14 protein-coding genes are annotated in these 20030 nt (G+C 55.5%); 9 read left to right on the top strand and 5 right to left on the bottom strand.

The window, feature by feature from the left end:
• Positions 1-140 precede the first annotated feature (140 nt).
• Genes tamA through K7H21_RS25250 form a run of 3 tightly spaced genes read left to right on the top strand, consistent with a single transcriptional unit; the run spans position 141 to position 5994 of the window.
• Entirely contained in the window at positions 141-1874 is a 1734-nt protein-coding gene (tamA, locus tag K7H21_RS25260; RefSeq protein WP_004128178.1) for an autotransporter assembly complex protein TamA, read from the top strand.
• On the top strand, positions 1871-5647 hold the full coding sequence (gene tamB / locus K7H21_RS25255) for an autotransporter assembly complex protein TamB (protein WP_223035451.1): 3777 nt from the start codon (positions 1871-1873) through the stop codon (positions 5645-5647). The genes tamA and tamB overlap by 4 nt, the downstream gene beginning before the upstream one ends.
• 2 nt (positions 5648-5649) lie before the next feature.
• Positions 5650-5994, top strand: a complete 345-nt coding sequence (locus K7H21_RS25250; RefSeq protein ID WP_004098039.1) for a gamma-glutamylcyclotransferase family protein — start codon at positions 5650-5652, stop codon at positions 5992-5994.
• A gap of 156 nt (positions 5995-6150) precedes the next feature.
• On the opposite strand, the gene ppa is transcribed toward K7H21_RS25250, so the two are convergent.
• Positions 6151-6678 carry an inorganic diphosphatase gene (gene ppa / locus K7H21_RS25245; RefSeq protein WP_038636623.1) on the bottom strand — a complete coding sequence of 176 codons (528 nt, stop codon included), beginning with the start codon at positions 6676-6678 and terminating at the stop codon, positions 6151-6153.
• Between the two features lie 403 nt (positions 6679-7081).
• Between ppa and ytfQ the strand changes: the two genes are divergently transcribed.
• The 4 genes from ytfQ (at position 7082) to yjfF (ending at position 11730) form a co-directional block, all read left to right on the top strand.
• Complete coding sequence (gene ytfQ / locus K7H21_RS25240; RefSeq protein ID WP_004098043.1) at positions 7082-8038, top strand: galactofuranose ABC transporter, galactofuranose-binding protein YtfQ; 957 nt, start codon at positions 7082-7084, stop codon at positions 8036-8038.
• 180 nt (positions 8039-8218) lie between these two features.
• Complete coding sequence (gene ytfR, locus K7H21_RS25235; protein WP_004098046.1) at positions 8219-9721, top strand: galactofuranose ABC transporter, ATP-binding protein YtfR; 1503 nt, start codon at positions 8219-8221, stop codon at positions 9719-9721.
• A 10-nt stretch (positions 9722-9731) separates the two neighbouring features.
• Positions 9732-10757: a galactofuranose ABC transporter, ATP-binding protein YtfT gene (ytfT, locus tag K7H21_RS25230; RefSeq protein WP_032742013.1), complete on the top strand. Its 1026-nt coding sequence runs from the start codon at positions 9732-9734 to the stop codon at positions 10755-10757.
• Positions 10744-11730: a galactofuranose ABC transporter, permease protein YjfF gene (gene yjfF / locus K7H21_RS25225; RefSeq protein ID WP_004128182.1), complete on the top strand. Its 987-nt coding sequence runs from the start codon at positions 10744-10746 to the stop codon at positions 11728-11730. The genes ytfT and yjfF overlap by 14 nt, the downstream gene beginning before the upstream one ends.
• A 44-nt stretch (positions 11731-11774) precedes the next feature.
• On the opposite strand, the gene fbp is transcribed toward yjfF, so the two are convergent.
• A complete protein-coding gene (gene fbp, locus K7H21_RS25220; RefSeq protein WP_004128183.1) occupies positions 11775-12773 on the bottom strand; it encodes a class 1 fructose-bisphosphatase in 999 nt (332 codons plus the stop codon).
• Between the two features lie 175 nt (positions 12774-12948).
• Here fbp and mpl point away from each other — a divergent pair, with 175 nt between their 5' ends.
• A complete protein-coding gene (gene mpl / locus K7H21_RS25215; protein WP_223035450.1) occupies positions 12949-14322 on the top strand; it encodes a UDP-N-acetylmuramate:L-alanyl-gamma-D-glutamyl-meso-diaminopimelate ligase in 1374 nt (457 codons plus the stop codon).
• A gap of 64 nt (positions 14323-14386) precedes the next feature.
• Positions 14387-14932 (top strand): GNAT family N-acetyltransferase, encoded by a 546-nt coding sequence (locus tag K7H21_RS25210; protein ID WP_004128185.1) that lies wholly within the window; start codon positions 14387-14389, stop codon positions 14930-14932.
• A gap of 163 nt (positions 14933-15095) precedes the next feature.
• Here the strand turns inward: K7H21_RS25210 and K7H21_RS25205 are convergent, their stop codons facing one another.
• The 3 genes from K7H21_RS25205 to K7H21_RS25195 all read right to left on the bottom strand — a co-directional run bounded on the left by K7H21_RS25205 (position 15096) and on the right by K7H21_RS25195 (position 19488).
• Positions 15096-16304 (bottom strand): aldose 1-epimerase family protein, encoded by a 1209-nt coding sequence (locus K7H21_RS25205; protein ID WP_004128187.1) that lies wholly within the window; start codon positions 16302-16304, stop codon positions 15096-15098.
• Positions 16305-16629: 325 nt separating this feature from the next.
• Positions 16630-17772 carry an iron-containing alcohol dehydrogenase gene (locus K7H21_RS25200; RefSeq protein ID WP_004128190.1) on the bottom strand — a complete coding sequence of 381 codons (1143 nt, stop codon included), beginning with the start codon at positions 17770-17772 and terminating at the stop codon, positions 16630-16632.
• Positions 17773-17976: 204 nt separating this feature from the next.
• Entirely contained in the window at positions 17977-19488 is a 1512-nt protein-coding gene (locus tag K7H21_RS25195; RefSeq protein ID WP_004128193.1) for a CoA-acylating methylmalonate-semialdehyde dehydrogenase, read from the bottom strand.
• Positions 19489-20030: the final 542 nt, after the last annotated feature.

Below are 20030 nucleotides of genomic sequence, written 5' to 3'. Positions count from 1 at the left end.
GCTTAATACGTCTAGATTTAAACATAAGAATTATTTGGGATAACGTCTATTTTTCAACCCTTGATTGTTAGGGTTTTGTTAAGCCGTGGAGCGGCGCTTTCGTTTCCTTCGGGGGGAAACAAGGATATTCAGGAGAAAACGTGCTACAAATCCGCCAGTTATGTATCACCAGCCTTTTGCTGGTCAGCGGGGTCGCCAGCGCAGCGAGCGTGCGTTTGCAGGTTGAGGGGCTATCCGGGGAACTGGAAAAAAACGTCCGCGCCCAACTATCTACGATCCAGAGCGATGAAGTCACGCCGGACCGGCGCTTTCGCGCGCGCGTTGATGATGCTATCCGCGAAGGCCTGAAAGCGCTCGGCTACTACGAACCGACGATCGATTTTGATTTACGTCCGCCGCCGGCGAGGGGCCGCCAGGTCCTGATCGCCAAAGTTACGCCCGGCGAACCGGTGCGTATTGGCGGCACTGAAGTGATTTTACGCGGCGGCGCCCGAACCGATCGCGACTATCTGGATTTGTTGAAAACGCGCCCGGCGATCGGCACCGTGCTAAACCACGGCGACTATGATGGCTTCAAAAGCTCCCTGACCCGCGTTGCGCTACGTAAAGGCTATTTTGATAGCGAGTTTAATAAAAGCCAGCTCGGCGTCTCTCTCGACCGACATCAGGCCTTCTGGGATATCGACTACAACAGCGGCGAGCGCTACCGCTTTGGCCCGGTCACTTTTGAAGGCTCGCAAATTCGCGACGAATATCTGCAAAACCTGGTGCCGTTTAAGCAGGGCGACTACTACACTTCGCAGGATCTCGCTGAACTGAACCGCCGCCTGGCGGCAACCGGCTGGTTTAGCTCCGTCGTGGTGGCGCCGCAGTTTGAAAAATCCCGCCAGACCAAAGTTCTGCCTTTGCAGGGCGTGGTCTCTCCGCGTAAAGAGAATACCGTTGAAACCGGGGTCGGCTACTCAACCGACGTCGGGCCGCGCGTCAAAGGCACCTGGAGAAAGCCGTGGATGAACTCCTACGGCCACAGCCTGACCTCTAGCCTCAGCCTTTCCGCCCCGGAACAGCAGCTTGATTTCAGCTATAAGGTGCCGCTGTTAAAAAGTCCGCTGGAGCAGTACTACCTGATGCAGGGCGGCTTTAAGCGTACCGACCTTAACGATACCAAAGCTGACTCTACGACTCTCGGGGTATCACGTTTTTGGGAGATGTCGAGCGGCTGGCAGCGCGCGCTGAACCTGCGCTGGAGCCTCGACCACTTTACCCAGGCCAACGTCACTAACACCACCATGCTGATCTACCCCGGCGTGTCGGTGAACCGCACACGTTCGCGCGGCGGCCTGATGCCGACCTGGGGTGATTCGCAGCGCTATTCGGTGGACTACTCCAATACCATGTGGGGCTCGGACATCAACTTTATCGTGATGCAGGCGCAGGACGTCTGGATCCGCACCCTGTATGACCGCCACCGCTTCGTAGTACGCGGCAATCTCGGCTGGATTGAGGCCGATAACTTCAGCAAGGTCCCGCCGGATCTGCGTTTCTTCGCCGGTGGCGACCGCAGCATTCGCGGGTATAAATACAAATCTATCTCGCCAAAAGATGACGACGGCAAGCTGATGGGGGCCTCGAAGCTGGCTACCGGTTCGCTGGAGTATCAGTACAACGTGAGCGGCAAATGGTGGGGCGCGGTGTTCGTCGATAGCGGCGAAGCGGTGAGCGATATCCGCGAGAGCGACTTTAAAACCGGCGCCGGCCTCGGCGTACGCTGGCAGTCTCCGGTCGGACCAATCAAGCTGGATATCGCCAGACCGATCGGCGACAAAGAAGAGCACGGTTTACAGTTTTATATCGGTCTGGGGCCTGAATTATGAGTTTATGGAAGAAGATAAGCCTCGGCGTACTGATTTTTCTTGTGCTGCTGCTGGGGACGGTAGGATTCCTGGTGGGGACCACCACCGGCCTGCATCTGGTGATCAAAGCTGCCGACCGCTGGGTTCCGGGGCTGGAGATTGGCAAAGCGACCGGCGGCTGGCGCGATTTGACGCTGGAGAACGTGCGCTTTGAGCAGCCGGGCGTGGCGGTCACCGCTGGTCAGTTCCACCTCGGCGTCAAGCTGCGCTGCCTGTGGGACAGCAGCCTGTGCGTCAACGATCTTTCTCTGCGCGATATCTATGTGGCGATCGATACCAGCAAGATGCCGGCGGCGGCGCCGGTTGAAGAAGAAGATAGCGGCCCGCTGAATCTCTCCACACCTTATCCCATCACGCTGAGCCGGGTGGCGCTGCATAACGTCAACGTAAAAATTGACGATACCGCCGTCTCGCTGCGCGACTTTACCAGCGGTCTGAACTGGCAGGAGAAAAACCTGACCCTGACGCCGACCTCCCTGCAGGGGTTGCTCATCGCGCTGCCGAAGGTGGCGAAGGTGGCCCAGGAGCAGGTGGTCGAGCCGAAAATTGACAATCCGCAGCCGGAAGAAAAGCCGCTCGGCGAGACGATGAAAGATCTGTTCTCGAAGCCGGTGCTGCCGGAGATGACCGACGTCCATCTGCCGTTGAATCTCAATATTCAGGCGTTCCGCGGCGAGCAGCTGCGTCTCACCGGCGACACCGATATCACCATCTATAATCTGCTGCTTAAAGTCAGCAGTATTGATGGACAGATGAAGCTGGACGCGCTGGATGTGGACTCCGACCAGGGCAAAGTCACGGCTTCCGGCAACGCCCAGCTGCAGGATAACTGGCCGGTCGATATTACCCTCAACAGTAAGCTGAATATTGATCCCCTCAAGGGCGAGAAAGTGCAGCTGAAAGTGGGCGGTGAAGTGCGTAAAAAGCTTACGCTCGGCGTGGATTTAAACGGTCCCGTGGCGATGACCCTGCGCGCCGAAGCGCAGCTGGCGGAGGCGGGGCTACCGTTGGATATGGAGATTAAAAGTAAGCAGCTCTACTGGCCGTTCACCGGCGAGAAAGCGTATCAGGCTGACGATCTCCTGCTGAAATTTAACGGCAAAATGACCGACTACACCCTGGCCTTCAGCACCGCGGTCAAAGGGCAGTCGCTGCCGCCGGCGAAGATTAACCTCAACGCCAAGGGCAACGAGCAGCAGGTCAATCTTGATAAGCTGACCGTCGCCGCCCTCGAAGGGAAAACCGAACTGAAGGCGCTGCTCGACTGGCAGCAGGCGATCAGCTGGCGCGGCGAACTGACGCTTGACGGTATCAATACCGCTAAAGAGGTCCCGGACTGGCCGTCGAAGCTCAACGGCCTGATTAAGACTCAGGGCAGCCTGTACGGCGGCAGCTGGCAGATGTCGGTGCCGGAGCTGAAAATCACCGGTAACGTGAAGCAAAATAAAGTCGATGTGAGCGGTTCGCTGCAGGGCAACAGCTATATGCAGTGGAAAATCCCCGGTCTGCATCTGGCGTTAGGCCCCAACAGCGCTGATGTGAAAGGCGAGCTGGGGGTCAAAGACCTTAACCTTGACGCCACCATTGACGCGCCGCATCTCGACAACGCCCTGCCGGGCCTGGGCGGCACAGCGAAGGGGCTGGTGAAGGTTCGCGGCACCGTCGACGCGCCGCAGCTGCTGGCGGATATTACCGCCCGGGCGCTGCGCTGGCAGGAGCTGTCGGTGGCTCAGGTGAACGTGAAGGGCGATGTGAAATCCACCGACCAGATTGGCGGTAATCTTGACGTACGCGTGGACCGCATTAGCCAGCCGGGCGTCAATATCAGTCTGGTGCAGCTCAATGCCAAGGGCAACGAGAAGCAGCACGACCTGCAGCTGCGGGTGCAGGGCGATCCGGTCTCCGGGCAGCTGTCGCTGGCGGGGAGCTTTGACCGCAAAGCGGAGCGCTGGAAAGGCTCGCTGAGCAATACCCGTTTCCAGACCCCGGTGGGGCCGGTTGCGCTGACGCGCGATATCGCGCTGGATTATCGTAACCTCGAACAGAAAATCAGCATCGGGCCGCACTGCTGGACTAACCCGAACGCCGAGCTGTGCGTACCGCAGACCATCGACGCCGGGGCAAGCGGGCGCGCGGTGGTGAACCTCAACCGTTTCGATCTCGCGATGCTGAAGCCCTTTATGCCGGAAGCGACCCAGGCCAGCGGCGTGTTTAGCGGTAATGCCGATGTGAGTTGGGACACTACCAAAGAGGGGCTGCCGCAGGGTAAGGTCACCCTGAGCGGGCGTAACGTGAAGGTGACGCAGACGGTCAACGACGCGCCGTTGCCGGTGGCTTTCGATACTCTCAACCTCACCGCCGATCTGCATAATAATCGCGCCCAGTTGGGCTGGCTAATTCGTCTGACCAACAATGGCCAGTTGGACGGGCAGGTGCAGGTCACCGATCCGCAGGGCCGACGTAATCTGGGCGGTAACGTCAATATCAACAACTTCTCGCTGGCGATGATTAACCCAATCTTCTCGCGCGGCGAAAAGGCGGAAGGGAGACTGAATGCACGCCTGACGCTTGGTGGCAACCTTCAGAGTCCGCAGCTGTTCGGTCAAATGCAGCTGAATGGCGTTGATATTGACGGTAACTTTATGCCGTTCGATATGCAGCCGAGCCAGCTGGCGATGAATTTCACCGGTACCCGCTCGACCCTACAGGGAACGGTGAATACCAGCCAGGGCCACATCGCGCTCAGCGGCAACGCCGACTGGACGCAGATTGATAACTGGCGCGCGCAGATTGCGGCGAAGGGCAGCCGGGTGCGGATAACCGTGCCGCCGATGGTGCGCCTGGATGTCTCGCCGGACGTGGTGTTTACCGCCACGCCAAGCCTGTTTAACCTGGATGGCAGCGTTGATGTGCCCTGGGCGCGTATCGTGGTCAACGAAGTGCCGGAAAGCGCCGTTGGGGTCTCATCTGACGAAGTGATGCTGGATAAAAATCTGCAGCCGATTAAGCAGCAGAGCGCCGGTATCCCTATCAACAGCAACCTGACTATTCACGTAGGCAACAACGTTCGTCTGGATGCCTTCGGTCTGAAAGCGCGTTTGACCGGTGATTTGAAAGTCGCTCAGGACAAACAGGGGCTGGGGCTCAACGGGCAGATCAACATCCCGGAGGGGCGCTTCCATGCCTACGGGCAGGATCTGATCGTGCGTAAAGGCGAGCTGCTGTTCTCCGGTCCTCCGGATCAGCCGCTGCTGAATATCGAAGCCATTCGTAATCCGGACGCCACCGAGGACGACGTTATCGCCGGCGTTCGCGTCACCGGCTCGGCCGATCAGCCGAAAGCGGAGATTTTCTCCGATCCGGCGATGTCGCAGCAGGAAGCGCTCTCTTACCTGCTCCGCGGGCAGGGTTTAGGCAGCGGACAGAGCGATAGTGCGGCAATGACCTCCATGCTTATTGGTATGGGGGTTGCACAAAGTGGTCAGGTTGTGGGTAAAATCGGCGAGACGTTTGGCGTAAGCAATCTGGCGCTGGATACCGAGGGAGTGGGCGACTCCTCCCAGGTGGTGGTCAGCGGCTATGTGCTGCCCGGTCTGCAGGTAAAATATGGGGTAGGGATCTTTGATTCCCTGGCGACATTGACGTTACGTTATCGCCTGATGCCTAAGCTATATATGGAAGCCGTGTCTGGTGTAGACCAGGCTCTCGATTTGCTCTATCAGTTTGAGTTTTAGCAATGCGAATATTTGTTTACGGCAGTTTACGACGCAAACAAGGCAACAGCCACTGGATGACCAACGCTCAGTGGCTGGGCGATCATAGTGTCAATGATTATCAACTGTACAGCCTGGGCCACTATCCAGGCGCGGTGCCCGGCGATGGCACGGTACATGGTGAAGTCTATCGTATTGACGCATCGACGCTGGCTGAATTGGATGCGCTGCGTACCAAAGGCGGCGAGTATGCTCGTCACCTGATCCAGACGCCTTACGGTAGCGCCTGGATGTATGTCTATCAGCGCCCCGTTGAGGGCTTCACGCTGATAGAAAGCGGCAACTGGTTGGATAAAGACCAGTATTAATAACGATAACGCCACCCTCAGGTGGCGTTGTTTTTTGTGAAGTTGGGTGTTGTCGCCCGGCTAAGGCGCATTAGTCGCTAACCGGGAAATGGCTCAATATGCAAAATAAAAACACCGCCCGGAGGCGGTGTTTTCGCTAACCTGAGTGCGGAAGAATTACTTCTTCGCGCGCTCGAAGGAAGCTACGATTTCAGCTTTCGCCGCTTCAGCGTTGTCCCAGCCGTCAACCTTAACCCATTTGCCCGCTTCGAGGTCTTTATAGTGCTCGAAGAAGTGGGTGATCTGCGCTTTCAACAGTTCCGGCAGGTCGCTCACATCTTTGATGTGATCGTACTCTTTGCTCAGTTTGGTGTGCGGTACCGCAACCAGCTTCGCATCTTCACCGGATTCGTCGGTCATTTTCAGTACGCCAACCGGACGGCAGCGGATAACTGAACCTGGCTCCAGCGGATACGGGGTCGGGACCAGTACGTCAACCGGGTCGCCGTCCAGGGAGAGAGTGTGGTTGATGTAGCCGTAGTTGCACGGATAGAACATTGCCGTGGACATGAAACGGTCAACGAACAGTGCACCGCTCTCTTTGTCGACTTCGTATTTGATAGGATCTGCGTTCGCCGGGATCTCGATCACGACGTAGATGTCTTCCGGCAGATCTTTGCCCGCAGGTACGTTGAGTAAGCTCATGTCTGTTTCCTTTAAAATGTATGGCAAACAAGTGCCCGGTATTATAGCCAACTCGCATCGAATGTCTTCGCTTCTTTTTCTCCAGAACGGGTGGGGGGAGTCTGAAATTTTCCCCGTCATACAGCCTGAAAATCCATAAACATAGCCGCATACTGAATAAAATTATGTAACCGTTTTCATTGCATATGCTTGATATCTCAAAGTGTGAAAAATTTCGTCATAAACGGTGAAGCTCGCACGGCTCGCGAAGCCTCATCGGCTCTCCGCTGATGAGATGGGTGCTGATTAACATCTAATTAACTTTTTTGAAGTGTGATGTAACGCATTCAGTTACATCTCCGATTGTCTATAGTTTGTCCGCAGGTGAGGCTTTAACCAACAATAACCCTACGAGGATCCTCTTATGTGGAAGCGCTTACTTCTTGTCACAGCAGTTTCCGCAGCTATGTCGTCTATGGTCATGGCTGCCCCTCTTACCGTAGGTTTTTCGCAGGTCGGTTCTGAATCCGGCTGGCGTGCGGCCGAAACCAACGTCGCGAAGGAAGAGGCCGCGAAGCGCGGCATTACGCTGAAGATTGCCGACGCCCAACAAAAACAGGAAAACCAGATTAAAGCCGTACGCTCCTTCATCGCTCAGGGCGTCGATGCCATCTTCATCGCTCCGGTAGTGGCGACCGGCTGGGAGCCGGTACTGAAGGAAGCGAAAGAAGCCAAAATCCCGGTATTCCTGCTCGACCGCTCTATTGATGTCAAAGACAAAGATCTCTATATGACCACCGTCACCGCGAACAACGTGCTGGAAGGCCAACTGATCGGTGAGTGGCTGGTGAAAACCGTCGACGGCAAGCCGTGTAACGTTGTTGAACTGCAGGGCACCGTAGGGGCCAGCGTGGCGATTGACCGCAAGAAAGGCTTTGCTGAAGCCATTTCTAAAGCCTCCAATATCAAGATTATCCGCTCCCAGTCCGGCGACTTTACCCGCAGTAAGGGTAAAGAAGTGATGGAGAGCTTTATCAAAGCGGAGAACAACGGCAAGAACATCTGCATGGTTTACGCCCATAACGACGACATGGTGATTGGCGCGATTCAGGCGATTAAAGAGGCCGGGCTGAAGCCGGGCAAAGATATCCTCACCGGCTCTATCGACGGCGTGCCGGATATCTATAAAGCGATGATGGCCGGCGAGGCTAACGCCAGCGTCGAGCTGACGCCGAATATGGCCGGCCCGGCGTTCGATGCGCTGGAGAAATACAAAAAAGACGGAACCCTGCCTGAAAAAGTCACCATCACCAAATCGACCCTCTACCTGCCGGATACGGCGAAAGAAGAGTTAGAGAAGAAGAAAAATATGGGCTATTGAGTAGCGAAAAACAGGCACGCTCCCGGTGACGCTATGCGCACCGGGCGACAGGTTCATCGCCGTCTGCGGATTGAGTAGCCCGGACAGGCGCGCGGCGCCGCCTCCGGGATTTTCCCGGTCGCTAAGGCGCGGCTGAACACCCTCTCCCGGTCGGGGAGCGGGTTAAGGTGAGGGGAGAGCATGAACGGCGAACAACATCAGGAAATCCTTCGAACTGAAGGGCTAAGCAAATTTTTCCCCGGCGTGAAGGCGCTGGATAACGTTAATTTCAGCCTGCGCCGGGGCGAAATCATGGCTCTGTTAGGCGAAAACGGCGCGGGTAAGTCCACCCTAATTAAAGCGCTTACCGGCGTCTACCACGCTGACCGCGGGGCAATATGGCTGGAAGGCCGGGAGATCTCGCCAAAAAACACCGCCCACGCCCAGCAGCTGGGGATCGGCACCGTCTATCAGGAAGTAAACCTGCTGCCTAACATGTCGGTGGCGGATAATCTGTTTATTGGCCGCGAGCCCCGGCGCTTTGGCCTCCTGCAGCGCAAAGAGATGGAAAAACGCGCCACCGCGCTGATGGCGTCCTACGGTTTTTCTCTCGATGTCCGTGAACCGCTGAACCGCTTTTCGGTCGCCATGCAGCAGATTGTCGCGATCTGCCGGGCAATTGACCTGTCAGCAAAAGTGTTAATTCTTGATGAACCGACCGCCAGCCTGGATACCCAGGAGGTGGAAATGCTCTTCACCCTGATGCGCCAGCTGCGCGATAGCGGCGTCAGCCTGATTTTCGTCACCCACTTCCTCGACCAGGTTTACGCCGTCAGCGACCGCATCACCGTTCTGCGTAACGGCGGTTTTGTCGGCTGTCGGGAAACCCGCGAGCTACCGCAAATTGAATTGGTGAAAATGATGCTGGGCCGCGAGCTGGAGCATAACGCCCTGCAGCGCGCGGGCCGCACCCTGCTGAGTGATAAACCGGTGGCCGCCTTCGAAGATTTTGGCAAAAAAGGCACCATCGCACCGTTTAGTCTGCAGGTCCGTCCCGGTGAGATCGTCGGCCTGGCGGGTCTGCTAGGCTCCGGACGCACGGAAACCGCGGAAGTCATTTTCGGCATTAAACCCGCCGACAGCGGCAAAGCGTGGATCAAAGGCAAGCCGCAAACCCTGCGCTCGCCGCATCAGGCATCGTGCCTCGGGATTGGCTTCTGTCCGGAAGATCGTAAAACCGACGGCATTATCGCCGCCGCCTCGGTGCGGGAAAATATCGTTCTCGCGCTACAGGCGCAGCGCGGCTGGCTGCGGCCGATTAGTCGCCGCGAACAAAATGAGATTGCCGAACGTTTTATTCGTCAGCTCGGTATTCGTACCCCCAGCGCTGAACAGCCGATCGAATTTCTCTCCGGCGGTAATCAGCAGAAGGTGCTGCTCTCCCGCTGGCTGCTGACGAAGCCGCAGTTCCTGATCCTCGATGAACCGACTCGCGGTATTGACGTTGGCGCCCACGCCGAAATCATTCGCCTGATAGAAACTCTGTGTGCCGATGGCCTGGCGCTGCTGGTCATCTCTTCTGAGCTGGAAGAGCTGGTGGGTTACGCCGATCGGGTGATTATCATGCGCGATCGCCAGCAGGTGGCGGAGCTGTCGCTGAGCGAGCTCTCCGTACCGGCGATCATGAACGCTATTGCGGCATAAGGAGTAACCGATGATGCCTCAATCTGTTCCGAAAAGCGGCCAGCCGAAACGGCGCTTTAACTGGCCAAAAGGGATGCCGCAAATTATTGCGCTGCTGCTGGTGCTGGTCGTTGACAGCCTGGTCGCGCCGCATTTTTATCAGGTCGTGCTCCAGGACGGGCGGCTGTTCGGCAGCCCGATAGACATTTTAAACCGCGCCGCCCCGGTGGCGCTGCTGGCGATTGGCATGACGCTGGTTATCGCCACCGGCGGGATTGACCTCTCCGTCGGGGCGGTGATGGCGATTGCCGGCGCAACGGCAGCGTCGATGACCGTGGCAGGGCACAGCCTGCCGATTGTGCTGCTGGCTTCGCTGGCGGCCGGCGCGCTGGCCGGTCTGTGGAACGGGATCCTGGTGGCGGTGCTGAAGATCCAGCCGTTCGTCGCCACGCTGATCCTGATGGTCGCCGGGCGCGGAGTGGCGCAGCTGATCACCTCCGGGCAGATCGTGACCTTTGACTCACCGCATCTGGCGTGGCTGGGCAGCGGTTCGCTGCTGCTGTTCCCGACGCCGGTGATTATCGCCATCGTCACGCTGGCACTGTTCTGGCTGTTTACTCGCAAAACCGCGCTGGGAATGTTTATCGAAGCGGTGGGGATTAACATTCGCGCGGCGAAAAACGCCGGCGTAAATACCCGCGTCGTCGTGATGTTAGCCTACGTACTTAGCGGCGTTTGCGCGGCAATCGCCGGGATTATCGTTGCGGCGGATATTCGCGGCGCGGATGCCAATAACGCCGGGCTGTGGCTGGAGCTGGACGCCATCCTGGCGGTGGTTATCGGCGGCGGCTCGCTGATGGGCGGGCGCTTCAACCTGCTGCTCTCGGTCGTCGGGGCGCTGATTATCCAGGGTATGAATACCGGGATCCTGCTGTCAGGCTTCCCGCCGGAGCTTAATCAGGTAGTTAAAGCGGTGGTGGTGCTGTGCGTACTGATCGTCCAGTCGCCGCGCTTTATCAGCATACTGAAGGGGATGCGCGGCCATGATAAAACGTAATTTACCGTTAATGATCACCCTCGCGGTATTTGTGCTGGGGTACCTTTACTGCCTGACCCAGTTTCCCGGCTTTGCCTCGACGCGGGTGATCTGTAATATCCTGACCGACAATGCTTTTCTCGGGATTATCGCCGTCGGTATGACCTTCGTGATCCTCTCCGGCGGGATCGATCTGTCGGTCGGGTCGGTGATCGCCTTTACCGGGGTCTTTCTCGCTAAAGCGATTGGTTTCTGGGGGATCTCGCCACTGGTGGCGTTTCCGCTGGTACTGGTGATGGGCTGCGCCTTTGGCGCGTTTATGGGCCTGCTTATTGATGCGCTGAAGATCCCGGCGTTTATCATCACCCTCGCCGGGATGTTTTTCCTGCGCGGCGTCAGCTACCTGGTTTCGGAAGAGTCGATTCCCATTAATCACCCGGTATATGACGCGCTGTCAGGACTGGCATGGACCATCCCCGGCGGCGGGCGTCTGAGCGCGATGGGGCTGCTGATGCTGCTGGTGGTGATCGGCGGAATTTTTATGGCCCACCGCACCCGCTTCGGCAATCAGGTTTATGCCATCGGCGGCAACGCGACGTCGGCGAACCTGATGGGGATCTCCACGCGGAGCACGACGATCCGCATCTATATGCTCTCCACCGGACTGGCGACGCTGGCGGGGATCGTCTTCTCTATTTATACCCAGGCGGGCTATGCGCTGGCGGGCGTCGGCGTCGAGCTGGACGCGATTGCTTCAGTGGTTATCGGCGGCACGCTGTTAAGCGGTGGGGTAGGGACGGTGCTCGGCACGCTATTTGGCGTAGGGATTCAGGGGCTGATTCAAACCTATATCAACTTCGACGGTACCCTCAGTTCATGGTGGACCAAGATCGCCATCGGTATCCTGCTGTTTATCTTTATTGCGCTGCAGCGCGGCCTGACGGTGCTGTGGGAGAATCGGCAGAGCTCGCCGGTGACAAGGGTGGGACACTGATTGGAGAATTTCCCCTCCCGTACGGCGGGAGGGGAAGAGGCGCTTTATGCGTCCGGGAACTCTTTAATAAAGTTCTCGACGTCTTCAACCATATGGTTATTGCCGACGAAGAAAGAACGGCGCTGGTGCAGGCTTTCCGGAATGATATCCAGAATACGCTCTTTACCATCGCTGGCCTTACCGCCCGCCTGTTCCGCGAGGAACGCCATCGGGTTGCATTCGTACAGCAGGCGCAGTTTACCGTCCGGGTGGCTGGCGGTGCTCGGGTAGAGATAGATGCCGCCTTTTAGCAGGTTGCGGTGGAAATCCGCCACCAGGGAGCCGATGTAGCGCGAGGTGTACGGGCGCTGGGTCTCTCTATCTTCTTCCTGGCAATGCTTGATGTACTTCTTCACACCCATCGGGAACTTGATGTAGTTACCTTCGTTAATCGAGTAGGTGTTGCCCTTTTCCGGGAAGCGCATGCGCTCCTGGCACAAGCAGAAGACGCCAAGGGACGGGTCGTAGGTAAAGGCGTGGACGCCGCAGCCGGTGGTATAAACCAGCATCGTCGAGGAGCCGTAAACCACATAGCCCGCGGCGACCTGTCGGTTGCCCGGTTGCAGGAAATCTTCTTCAGTAACGGGGGTTCCCACCGGCGTGACGCGGCGATAGATAGAGAAAATCGTTCCAACGGAGACGTTAACGTCGATGTTAGAAGATCCATCCAGCGGGTCCATCAGCACCACGTATTTGGCGTGTTCACATCCTTCAAAGACGACAATTTCATCTTCTTCTTCAGAGGCGATCCCGGCAACAATATCGCGTGCTCGCAGTGCGGCTTTCAACTTTTCATTGGCAAACAGGTCGAGTTTTTGCTGAACCTCGCCCTGAACGTTTTCAGCACCGCTGGCACCCAGGATATCGACCAGACCGGCCTTGTTGATATCGCGGTGGATGATCTTGGCGCCTAACTTTATCGCCGACAACAAAGCAGTAAGCTCGCCGGTTGCGTGAGAGAACTCGTGCTGCTTTTCGACAATAAATTCACCTAACGTTTTCATAACCCGTTCCCTGCATGTTTATGTGAAGTAAAACGAACATAACAATCTTAACAAAGAATAAAAAAAGTTCGCACAGGTGAATCGCGCCAGCAAAATACGGATTCGCCTTAAATGCATTTCTTTCACCCCCAACATCCCGGTAAACTGTGCTTCAGATAAGAGAAGGAAGTGACGAATGCGCATTCATATTTTAGGAATCTGTGGCACGTTTATGGGGGGGCTGGCGATGCTGGCGCGTTCCCTCGGTCATGAGGTAACGGGGTCGGATGCGAACGTCTATCCGCCAATGAGTACCCTGTTGGAAAACCAGGGAATTGAGTTAATTCAAGGATATGATGCCAGTCAGTTGGATCCGCAGCCGGATCTGGTGATTATCGGTAACGCGATGACGCGTGGTAACCCGTGCGTGGAAGCGGTGCTGGAAAATAATATCCCTTACATGTCCGGTCCGCAGTGGCTGCACGACTTCGTTCTGCGCGATCGCTGGGTGCTGGCGGTTGCCGGTACGCACGGGAAAACCACCACCGCCGGCATGGCGACCTGGATCCTCGAAGCCTGCGGCTACAAGCCGGGCTTTGTTATCGGCGGCGTTCCGGGCAACTTCGATGTTTCCGCGCGCCTCGGCGATAGCCCGTTCTTCGTGATTGAAGCCGATGAATACGACTGCGCTTTCTTCGATAAGCGCTCTAAGTTCGTTCACTACTGCCCGCGCACGTTGATTCTCAATAACCTTGAGTTTGACCACGCGGACATCTTTGACGATCTGAAAGCGATCCAGAAACAGTTCCATCATCTGGTGCGCATTGTGCCGGGCAAAGGCAAGATTATCCTGCCGGAGAACGACATCAATCTGAAACAGACGATGGCGATGGGCTGCTGGAGCGAACAGGAGCTGGTCGGCGAACAGGGCCACTGGCAGGCGAAAAAGCTCACCACAGATGCTTCCTCATGGGAAGTGTGGCTGGACGGCGAGAAAGTCGGTGAGGTGAAGTGGGCGCTGGTTGGCGAACATAATATGCATAATGGTCTGATGGCCATTGCCGCCGCCCGTCATGTCGGCGTGCAGCCTGCCGATGCGGCTAACGTGCTGGGCAGCTTTATCAACGCCCGCCGGCGTCTGGAGCTGCGCGGCGAAGCCAACGGCGTGACCGTGTACGACGATTTTGCCCACCACCCGACGGCGATTCTGGCGACCCTGCAGGCACTACGCGGCAAGGTTGGCGGTACCGCGCGTATTCTTGCCGTGCTTGAACCTCGTTCCAACACCATGAAAATGGGTATCTGCAAAGACGACCTGGCGCCGTCCCTTGGCCGAGCGGACGAAGTCTTCCTGCTGCAGCCGCAGCATATTCCGTGGCAGGTTGCTGAAGTGGCTGACGCTTGCGTACAGCCCGCGCACTGGAGCGCCGATGTCGATGCGCTGGTGGATATGATTGTTAAAACCGCGCATCCGGGCGACCACATTCTGGTGATGAGCAACGGCGGGTTTGGCGGCATTCATCAGAAGCTGCTCGATAAGCTGGCGAAAAAAGCCGAGGCGGTCGAGTAAGCTATTCTCCTCGTTTATCCGCCCTCCGCGCGAGGGCGGATGGTTTTTGTGACCAGGACGGTTCATGTTGATTTCACAAAGAGTGACCTCTACCGATTCCGCGCATTTTCCCGCGCTTGACGCGCTGTACGGCAGGGCCTTCCCGTGGCATGAACAGCGTGAAGCCGGGGCTAAACAGCAGGCGCTTGATAATCCGCATTATGAACTCGAAGCCTGGTTCGATGATGGCCTGTTTATTGGCCTGAGCGGCGGCTGGCGGTTTATCGACTATGTCTACATTGAGCATCTGGCCGTTGACGACAGGTTACGATCGCGCGGCTACGGCAAGCAGTTGTTAGCTGAAATACTTCAGCGGGCGCCGCTGACCATCCTGGAAATCGATCCGCTGACCAGCGAGATTGCCCATAAGCGCCTGCGCTTTTATGAAACCATGGGGTTTTGCGCGAATCCCTGGACGCATCGTCACCCGAGCTATCATCAGGGGATCGCCGATCATGAATTGATCGTGTTGAGCTACCCGCAGCCGATTAATGAAGTGCAGTACCAGCGTTTTGCACAGGATTTGCGTTTGGTGGTCATGGATCGGGCTGGTGCGGCCAAGGTTTTGTAACCCGTATAAGGCGCGCCAAGCGCCGCCTGCAGGAAAGTATATCCATCCTGGACTCTGAACCATTCCCCGGTGGCGGCTGACGCCTTACCGGGGCTACAGGTTTACTGCCGTCTGCGGTCCGGTAGTCCGGACAGGTGCGCAGCGCCGCCTCCTGTAAACAGCGCTACTCCTTCGCGATAGGTGTTTCGTTTTCCGTTACTTTGGTATCGCCCTGAATAGCCGCGATTTTCTTCTCCACGTCGGCAACCTGCTCGCTGCTGTGCAGCAGCGTATAGGTCAGATCAAACTGGGTGCTTGCCCCAGGCTGAAGTTGCTTAACGCGTTTTTGCTCGCGCTCGATGGTCACCGGATAGGCGTAGCTGGTGCCCGGCTCAATACCGGTTACGTAGCCCTGTTTCTCGGTATCGGTGTTTTTCCACAGCGTCAGTACCGGCAACTGGCGGGTATCAAACTGAATCGATGCCCCTTTATCGCCGGCTTTGTTGACCACGGCGGCCAGGGTTTGATGATTTTCATCCGCCAGCGGCTGCATATTAAACACCATTTCATCGAAACCTTTGGTTGGACCGGCGTAGGTTTGCCAGGTTTTTAGGCCGGCCTTGGCGTAGTCATTGAACGGGCTGATGCTTGAGATCGGCGCCAGGAAGCGGGCCCCCTCTTCGAGGATCGGCTGGCCAAAGTTGCTGTGATAGATAATTTGATAGTCATGCGGATAGTCGGCATGGTTGGTTAAGACATCGTGCAGGCTGAAGCTGTTGCTGCCGGGTACATAGCGCAACTCGGTCATGGTCTGCAGATCCGCTTTCTTAAACGTGCTCTCCTTCACCAGTCCGCGAACGCGAATTTCATACGGCGCGGCGTCAGCGACTTCCACTTCCACCTGTGAAGCCGGCGTGTTGCCAACTTTGCCGTGCAGGGTATAAATCTGACCGTCTGCGGTTACCGGATGGCCGGTCCATTCATAGCCGCAGCGCACCATCATCTCATTGAAGCCTTCCAGCCACCCCAGCCCGTTGCGGCTTTCGAGGTTTATGAACGCCGGGTTGACGACCTCTTTAACCGGCGAGTCCCAGCCCATCCGCGAACCAAACCCTTCGATTTTTAGCAGGTTCATGCCGCGTGTCGGGCTCAGGGTAATTGTCAGGCCGTCTTTGCTGTGGATGACGAGGATTTTGCTGCCTTCTTGTTTACCGCCGTGAAGGACTTTTTGCTCAATGCTGAAATTATGATCTTTAATCTTCAGCTGATCGCTTGTTATCTGCCAGTTTCCTTTATCCATGCCGCTTTCAGCACTTGTCAGCACCCACGTTTTTGCTACTACTGGCCCAGAAACAAGCATAGCGATTGCGGTTAAAGCTAATGTTTTTTTCATTTTTCATTCCTTTTGCTGAATCGATTGTGTTGCTGATGGAGGGAATTTAGTTGCAAGTGGATTATTAAAATGTGAAGTGTCTCACCTGGTGAGAAAATGGCCATTTTTATATTTTTAAATGAGATTTAAATCGCGTTTTTTAGGTAATTATAAAAATAGTTGCTAAAAATTTGTGATTTAAAACGAAGAAAGCTTTAACGATTCAGCTATTACTGGCCATGGCTATGATGACGTCTGTAGAACCGATAAGGCCGCCGGGTTTTAGTTATCCATGCGGCCCTGGTTGACGCTGCTTTAGCGTTTAAAAAAAACAGTGGGGAGGCGATTAAGCGCCGTAGAATGCCTGGGTATAGAGCCCTTTGACATCCTGAACAGACGGATAGTTAGGGTTAGTTAAGGTGCATGGATCGTCGACGGCATGGCGGCTCATTCTGTCGAGAACATTCACAAAGGTCACTTCATTGATTTCAACTTCATCGCACTGGCTTAGGGTTTTCGGCACGCCCAGACGTTGATTCAGCGCGTTGATCGCTTCACTTAGGTTATTGATGTCTAAAGCCGCTTCCAGCTGACGATATTTTTTGGTGAACTTCGCGTTATATCGAATGATATAAGGCAACATAATCGCGTTCGCCAGCCCGTGGGTAATACCAAACTCGCCGCCAATTTTATGCGCCATCGCGTGGACTAATCCCAGCGAAGCATTCGTGAAGGCGATTCCCGCCAGCGCAGAGGCGTTATGCATATGCATGCGGGCGTTTATATCATCAGGTGAGCGCCAGGCGGTTTCCAGATACTTAAACACCAGCCGAATCGCTTCTACCGCATAGGGATCGGTAAAGGAGTTGGCCGCGGTGGACACATAGGCTTCAATCGCATGGGTCAGAACGTCCATACCGGTGTGAACGGTTACGTGCGGCGGCATTTTTGCCGGAATTGTCGGGTCGAGAATAGCGATATCCGGCACCAGATCGGCGGCAACAATCGGGTGCTTGATATGATTTGCCGTATCGGTGATCACCGAGAACGCGGTGATCTCAGAGGCGCTGCCGCTGGTGGAAGGAATCGCCACAAACCGGGCTTTATTGCGCAGCGCTGGCATGGAGCCGACTGGGAGAATATCTTCAAACTTCAGTTGCGGATGCTCGTAAAAACACCACATGACTTTGGCGGCATCAAGCGCAGAGCCGCCGCCAATCGCCACTATCCAGTCTGGTTCAAAGGCCAGCATCGCTTTTGCGCCGCGCCAGACGGTTTTAATGGATGGGTTGGGTTCCACATTATCGATAATAATGCATTCCATCCCCGCTTTATTAAGTTCGCTGACGGCTTTATCCAGAAAGCCAAAACGCTTCATTGAACTTCCGCCGGTGACTAATGCGGCTTTTTTACCGCTTAGCGTGGAAAGATGTTCTAAGGCGTTTTCGCCATAAATAATACTACGAGGAATTGAGAAGGCCTGGGTCATAGGAAACTCCATTTAATATTAAGGATTTTTTTAGTGTGCATTCGTCATTTACGATTCAGCGACACGTGCAGAGTAAAAAAATCGAATTAATGCTCCAGATATTGCCGGAGCAATATCTGGAGGGAGCTGTTTCTTTTAAATCCGCCATATTTCCAGGGGGAGGCGATGGCGGCAACTCGAATTAATTGGAGAAATAAGCTGCGATTAAATCGTACCGTCCCAGGAGTCGACTTTTTCGCGTTTCGCTTCCTCTTCATCAAACCAGCGCGAGGTCACGCATTTTGATTCGGTGTAGAAACGTACGCCGTCTTTGCCCAGGCAGTGCAGATCACCGAAGAAGGACTGCTTATGGCCAGAGAACGGGAATACGCCGACCGGTACCGGGATACCGACGTTGATACCGACCATACCGCCGTGCGTGCGTTTCTGGAATTCACGGGCGTAATAGCCGCTTTGGGTGAAAATAACCGAGCCGTTGGCAAACGGGTTATTGTTCATTAATTGCAGACCTTCTTCGAAGGTTTTCACCCGCTTAAAGCACAGCACCGGCCCGAAAATTTCCTGTGTTCCGACGCTCATCTCTTCGGTTACGCGATCCAGTATGGTCGGCCCGACGTAAAAGCCGTTTTCCTGGCCCGGAACCTTAATATCGCGACCATCGAGCACCAGCTTCGCCCCCTCCTCAATGCCTTTATTAATCCAGTCGACCACCGACCGTTTATGGTCTTTAGAAATCACCGGACCCATATCGGTATCGCGCAGATAGCCGGGGCCGATTTTCAGCTGTTTGGCTTTTTCGACGACGGCGGCAATCAGCTTATCGGCGATCTCTTCCTGCACCACGACGACCGGCAACGCCATACAGCGTTCGCCCGCGCAGCCAAACGCGGCGTTGATAATCCCCGCTGCGGTGCGGTTAATCGGCGCATCGGCCAGCACCAGGGCATGGTTTTTCGCTTCGCACAGCGCCTGGACGCGTTTGCCATGAGCGGCGGCTTTGGAGTAAACGTGCAGGCCCACGGAGGTAGAGCCGACGAAGGAGACGCCGTTGACGTCCGGATGGGTTAGCAAGATATCGGCTTCGTTACGTGAGCAGGTCACCACGTTGATAACCCCATCCGGCACGCCTGCTTCCTGGTAGAGCTTGGTGATTTCCATACAGGTCATCGGCGTCATACTGGCCGCTTTTATCACCATGGTATTACCGGAAGCGACGCATAATGGCGCCATCCATCCCATCGGGATCATCGCCGGGAAGTTAAACGGCACAATACCGGCGAACACGCCAATTGGCTCACGGTAAAGGTTGGTGTCGATCCCGGCAGAGGCGTCCATCAGGTTTTCACCGGCCATGAGAGTGGGAATCGAGCAGGCAAGCTCGGTGCCTTCTTTCGCTTTTAAGACATCGCCCTGGGCGTCGCCCCAGGCTTTACCGTTTTCTTTTGCCACCAGCTCGGTTAAGCGGTCCTGATGCTGGATTAATAATTCGCGAACGCGGAACATAATTTGCGAGCGTTTAATGGCTGGCGTATCTGACCATGCCGGAAAGGCTTTGCGCGCCGCGGCAACGGCATCCAGCACTTCTTGCTCGGTGCAGCAGGGGGCCTGAGCCATCACTTCCCCGGTACTTGGGTTATAGACGTCCATATAGCGTTCGGTCTGCGATACGCGCCATTGACCATCAACGAAATATTTCAGTCTTGGTACAGTAGTCATATTTTTCTCCATGATGATAGCTGTCGACTCTCTAAAAATCTGGCTCTGACCGGCGGCAAACGGCTTAGCGCCGGGTCAGCCACTCTCGTGAATAGTGAATTCCTGATGATTACCGGCGATTCACCTGCGGTGGCGCGGAAGATTTGGTCGACTTTCTCCTGAAGAAAGCCTGCAGACGCTCGGTTTTAATTAACAGAACTGACTGGCCAAAATACACGCTCGCACCGTTTCGTTTCTCGTGACTTAATGAAATTATTTTTTCATTATAATAATGTATGAAATAACGAGACCGTTTTGAGAGATGGATCAAAGATAAACAAACTGCTGATAAAGTCAGCGTTTTAAAGGCGGGATTCTGTTTTTTAATTTAATAAAATCAATGTATTAGTATTATTCTGGCAGCATTGCCGAAAAGGTGGGGTGTCCAGGCAGGCTAGAATGGAACGGTTTTTTTGTGAAATAAAAGTTAAATTTAAACGCAGAATGGAATTAAAATGAAAAATTAAAACCGATTTTAAGCCACGGTAACGACGACTGGCTAT

It is taken from the genome of Klebsiella sp. CTHL.F3a, from assembly GCF_019890895.1.
GTDB classification, from domain to species: domain Bacteria; phylum Pseudomonadota; class Gammaproteobacteria; order Enterobacterales; family Enterobacteriaceae; genus Klebsiella; species Klebsiella grimontii.
Note: the sequence above shows the minus strand (reverse complement) of the source record. Positions and strands in the feature narration are given on the sequence as shown.

Bases quoted from the DNA above. Each gene is read 5' to 3' on its own strand.
- ytfT (WP_032742013.1), top strand. From the start codon at position 9,732: ATGATGCCTCAATCTGTTCCGAAAAGCGGCCAGCCGAAACGGCGCTTT.
- ytfR (WP_004098046.1), top strand. From the start codon at position 8,219: ATGAACGGCGAACAACATCAGGAAATCCTTCGAACTGAAGGGCTAAGC.
- ytfQ (WP_004098043.1), top strand. From the start codon at position 7,082: ATGTGGAAGCGCTTACTTCTTGTCACAGCAGTTTCCGCAGCTATGTCG.
- mpl (WP_223035450.1), top strand. From the start codon at position 12,949: ATGCGCATTCATATTTTAGGAATCTGTGGCACGTTTATGGGGGGGCTG.
- ppa (WP_038636623.1), bottom strand. From the start codon at position 6,678: ATGAGCTTACTCAACGTACCTGCGGGCAAAGATCTGCCGGAAGACATC.
- fbp (WP_004128183.1), bottom strand. From the start codon at position 12,773: ATGAAAACGTTAGGTGAATTTATTGTCGAAAAGCAGCACGAGTTCTCT.
- yjfF (WP_004128182.1), top strand. From the start codon at position 10,744: ATGATAAAACGTAATTTACCGTTAATGATCACCCTCGCGGTATTTGTG.
- tamB (WP_223035451.1), top strand. From the start codon at position 1,871: ATGAGTTTATGGAAGAAGATAAGCCTCGGCGTACTGATTTTTCTTGTG.
- K7H21_RS25250 (WP_004098039.1), top strand. From the start codon at position 5,650: ATGCGAATATTTGTTTACGGCAGTTTACGACGCAAACAAGGCAACAGC.
- K7H21_RS25205 (WP_004128187.1), bottom strand. From the start codon at position 16,304: ATGAAAAAAACATTAGCTTTAACCGCAATCGCTATGCTTGTTTCTGGG.
- K7H21_RS25195 (WP_004128193.1), bottom strand. From the start codon at position 19,488: ATGACTACTGTACCAAGACTGAAATATTTCGTTGATGGTCAATGGCGC.
- K7H21_RS25200 (WP_004128190.1), bottom strand. From the start codon at position 17,772: ATGACCCAGGCCTTCTCAATTCCTCGTAGTATTATTTATGGCGAAAAC.
- K7H21_RS25210 (WP_004128185.1), top strand. From the start codon at position 14,387: ATGTTGATTTCACAAAGAGTGACCTCTACCGATTCCGCGCATTTTCCC.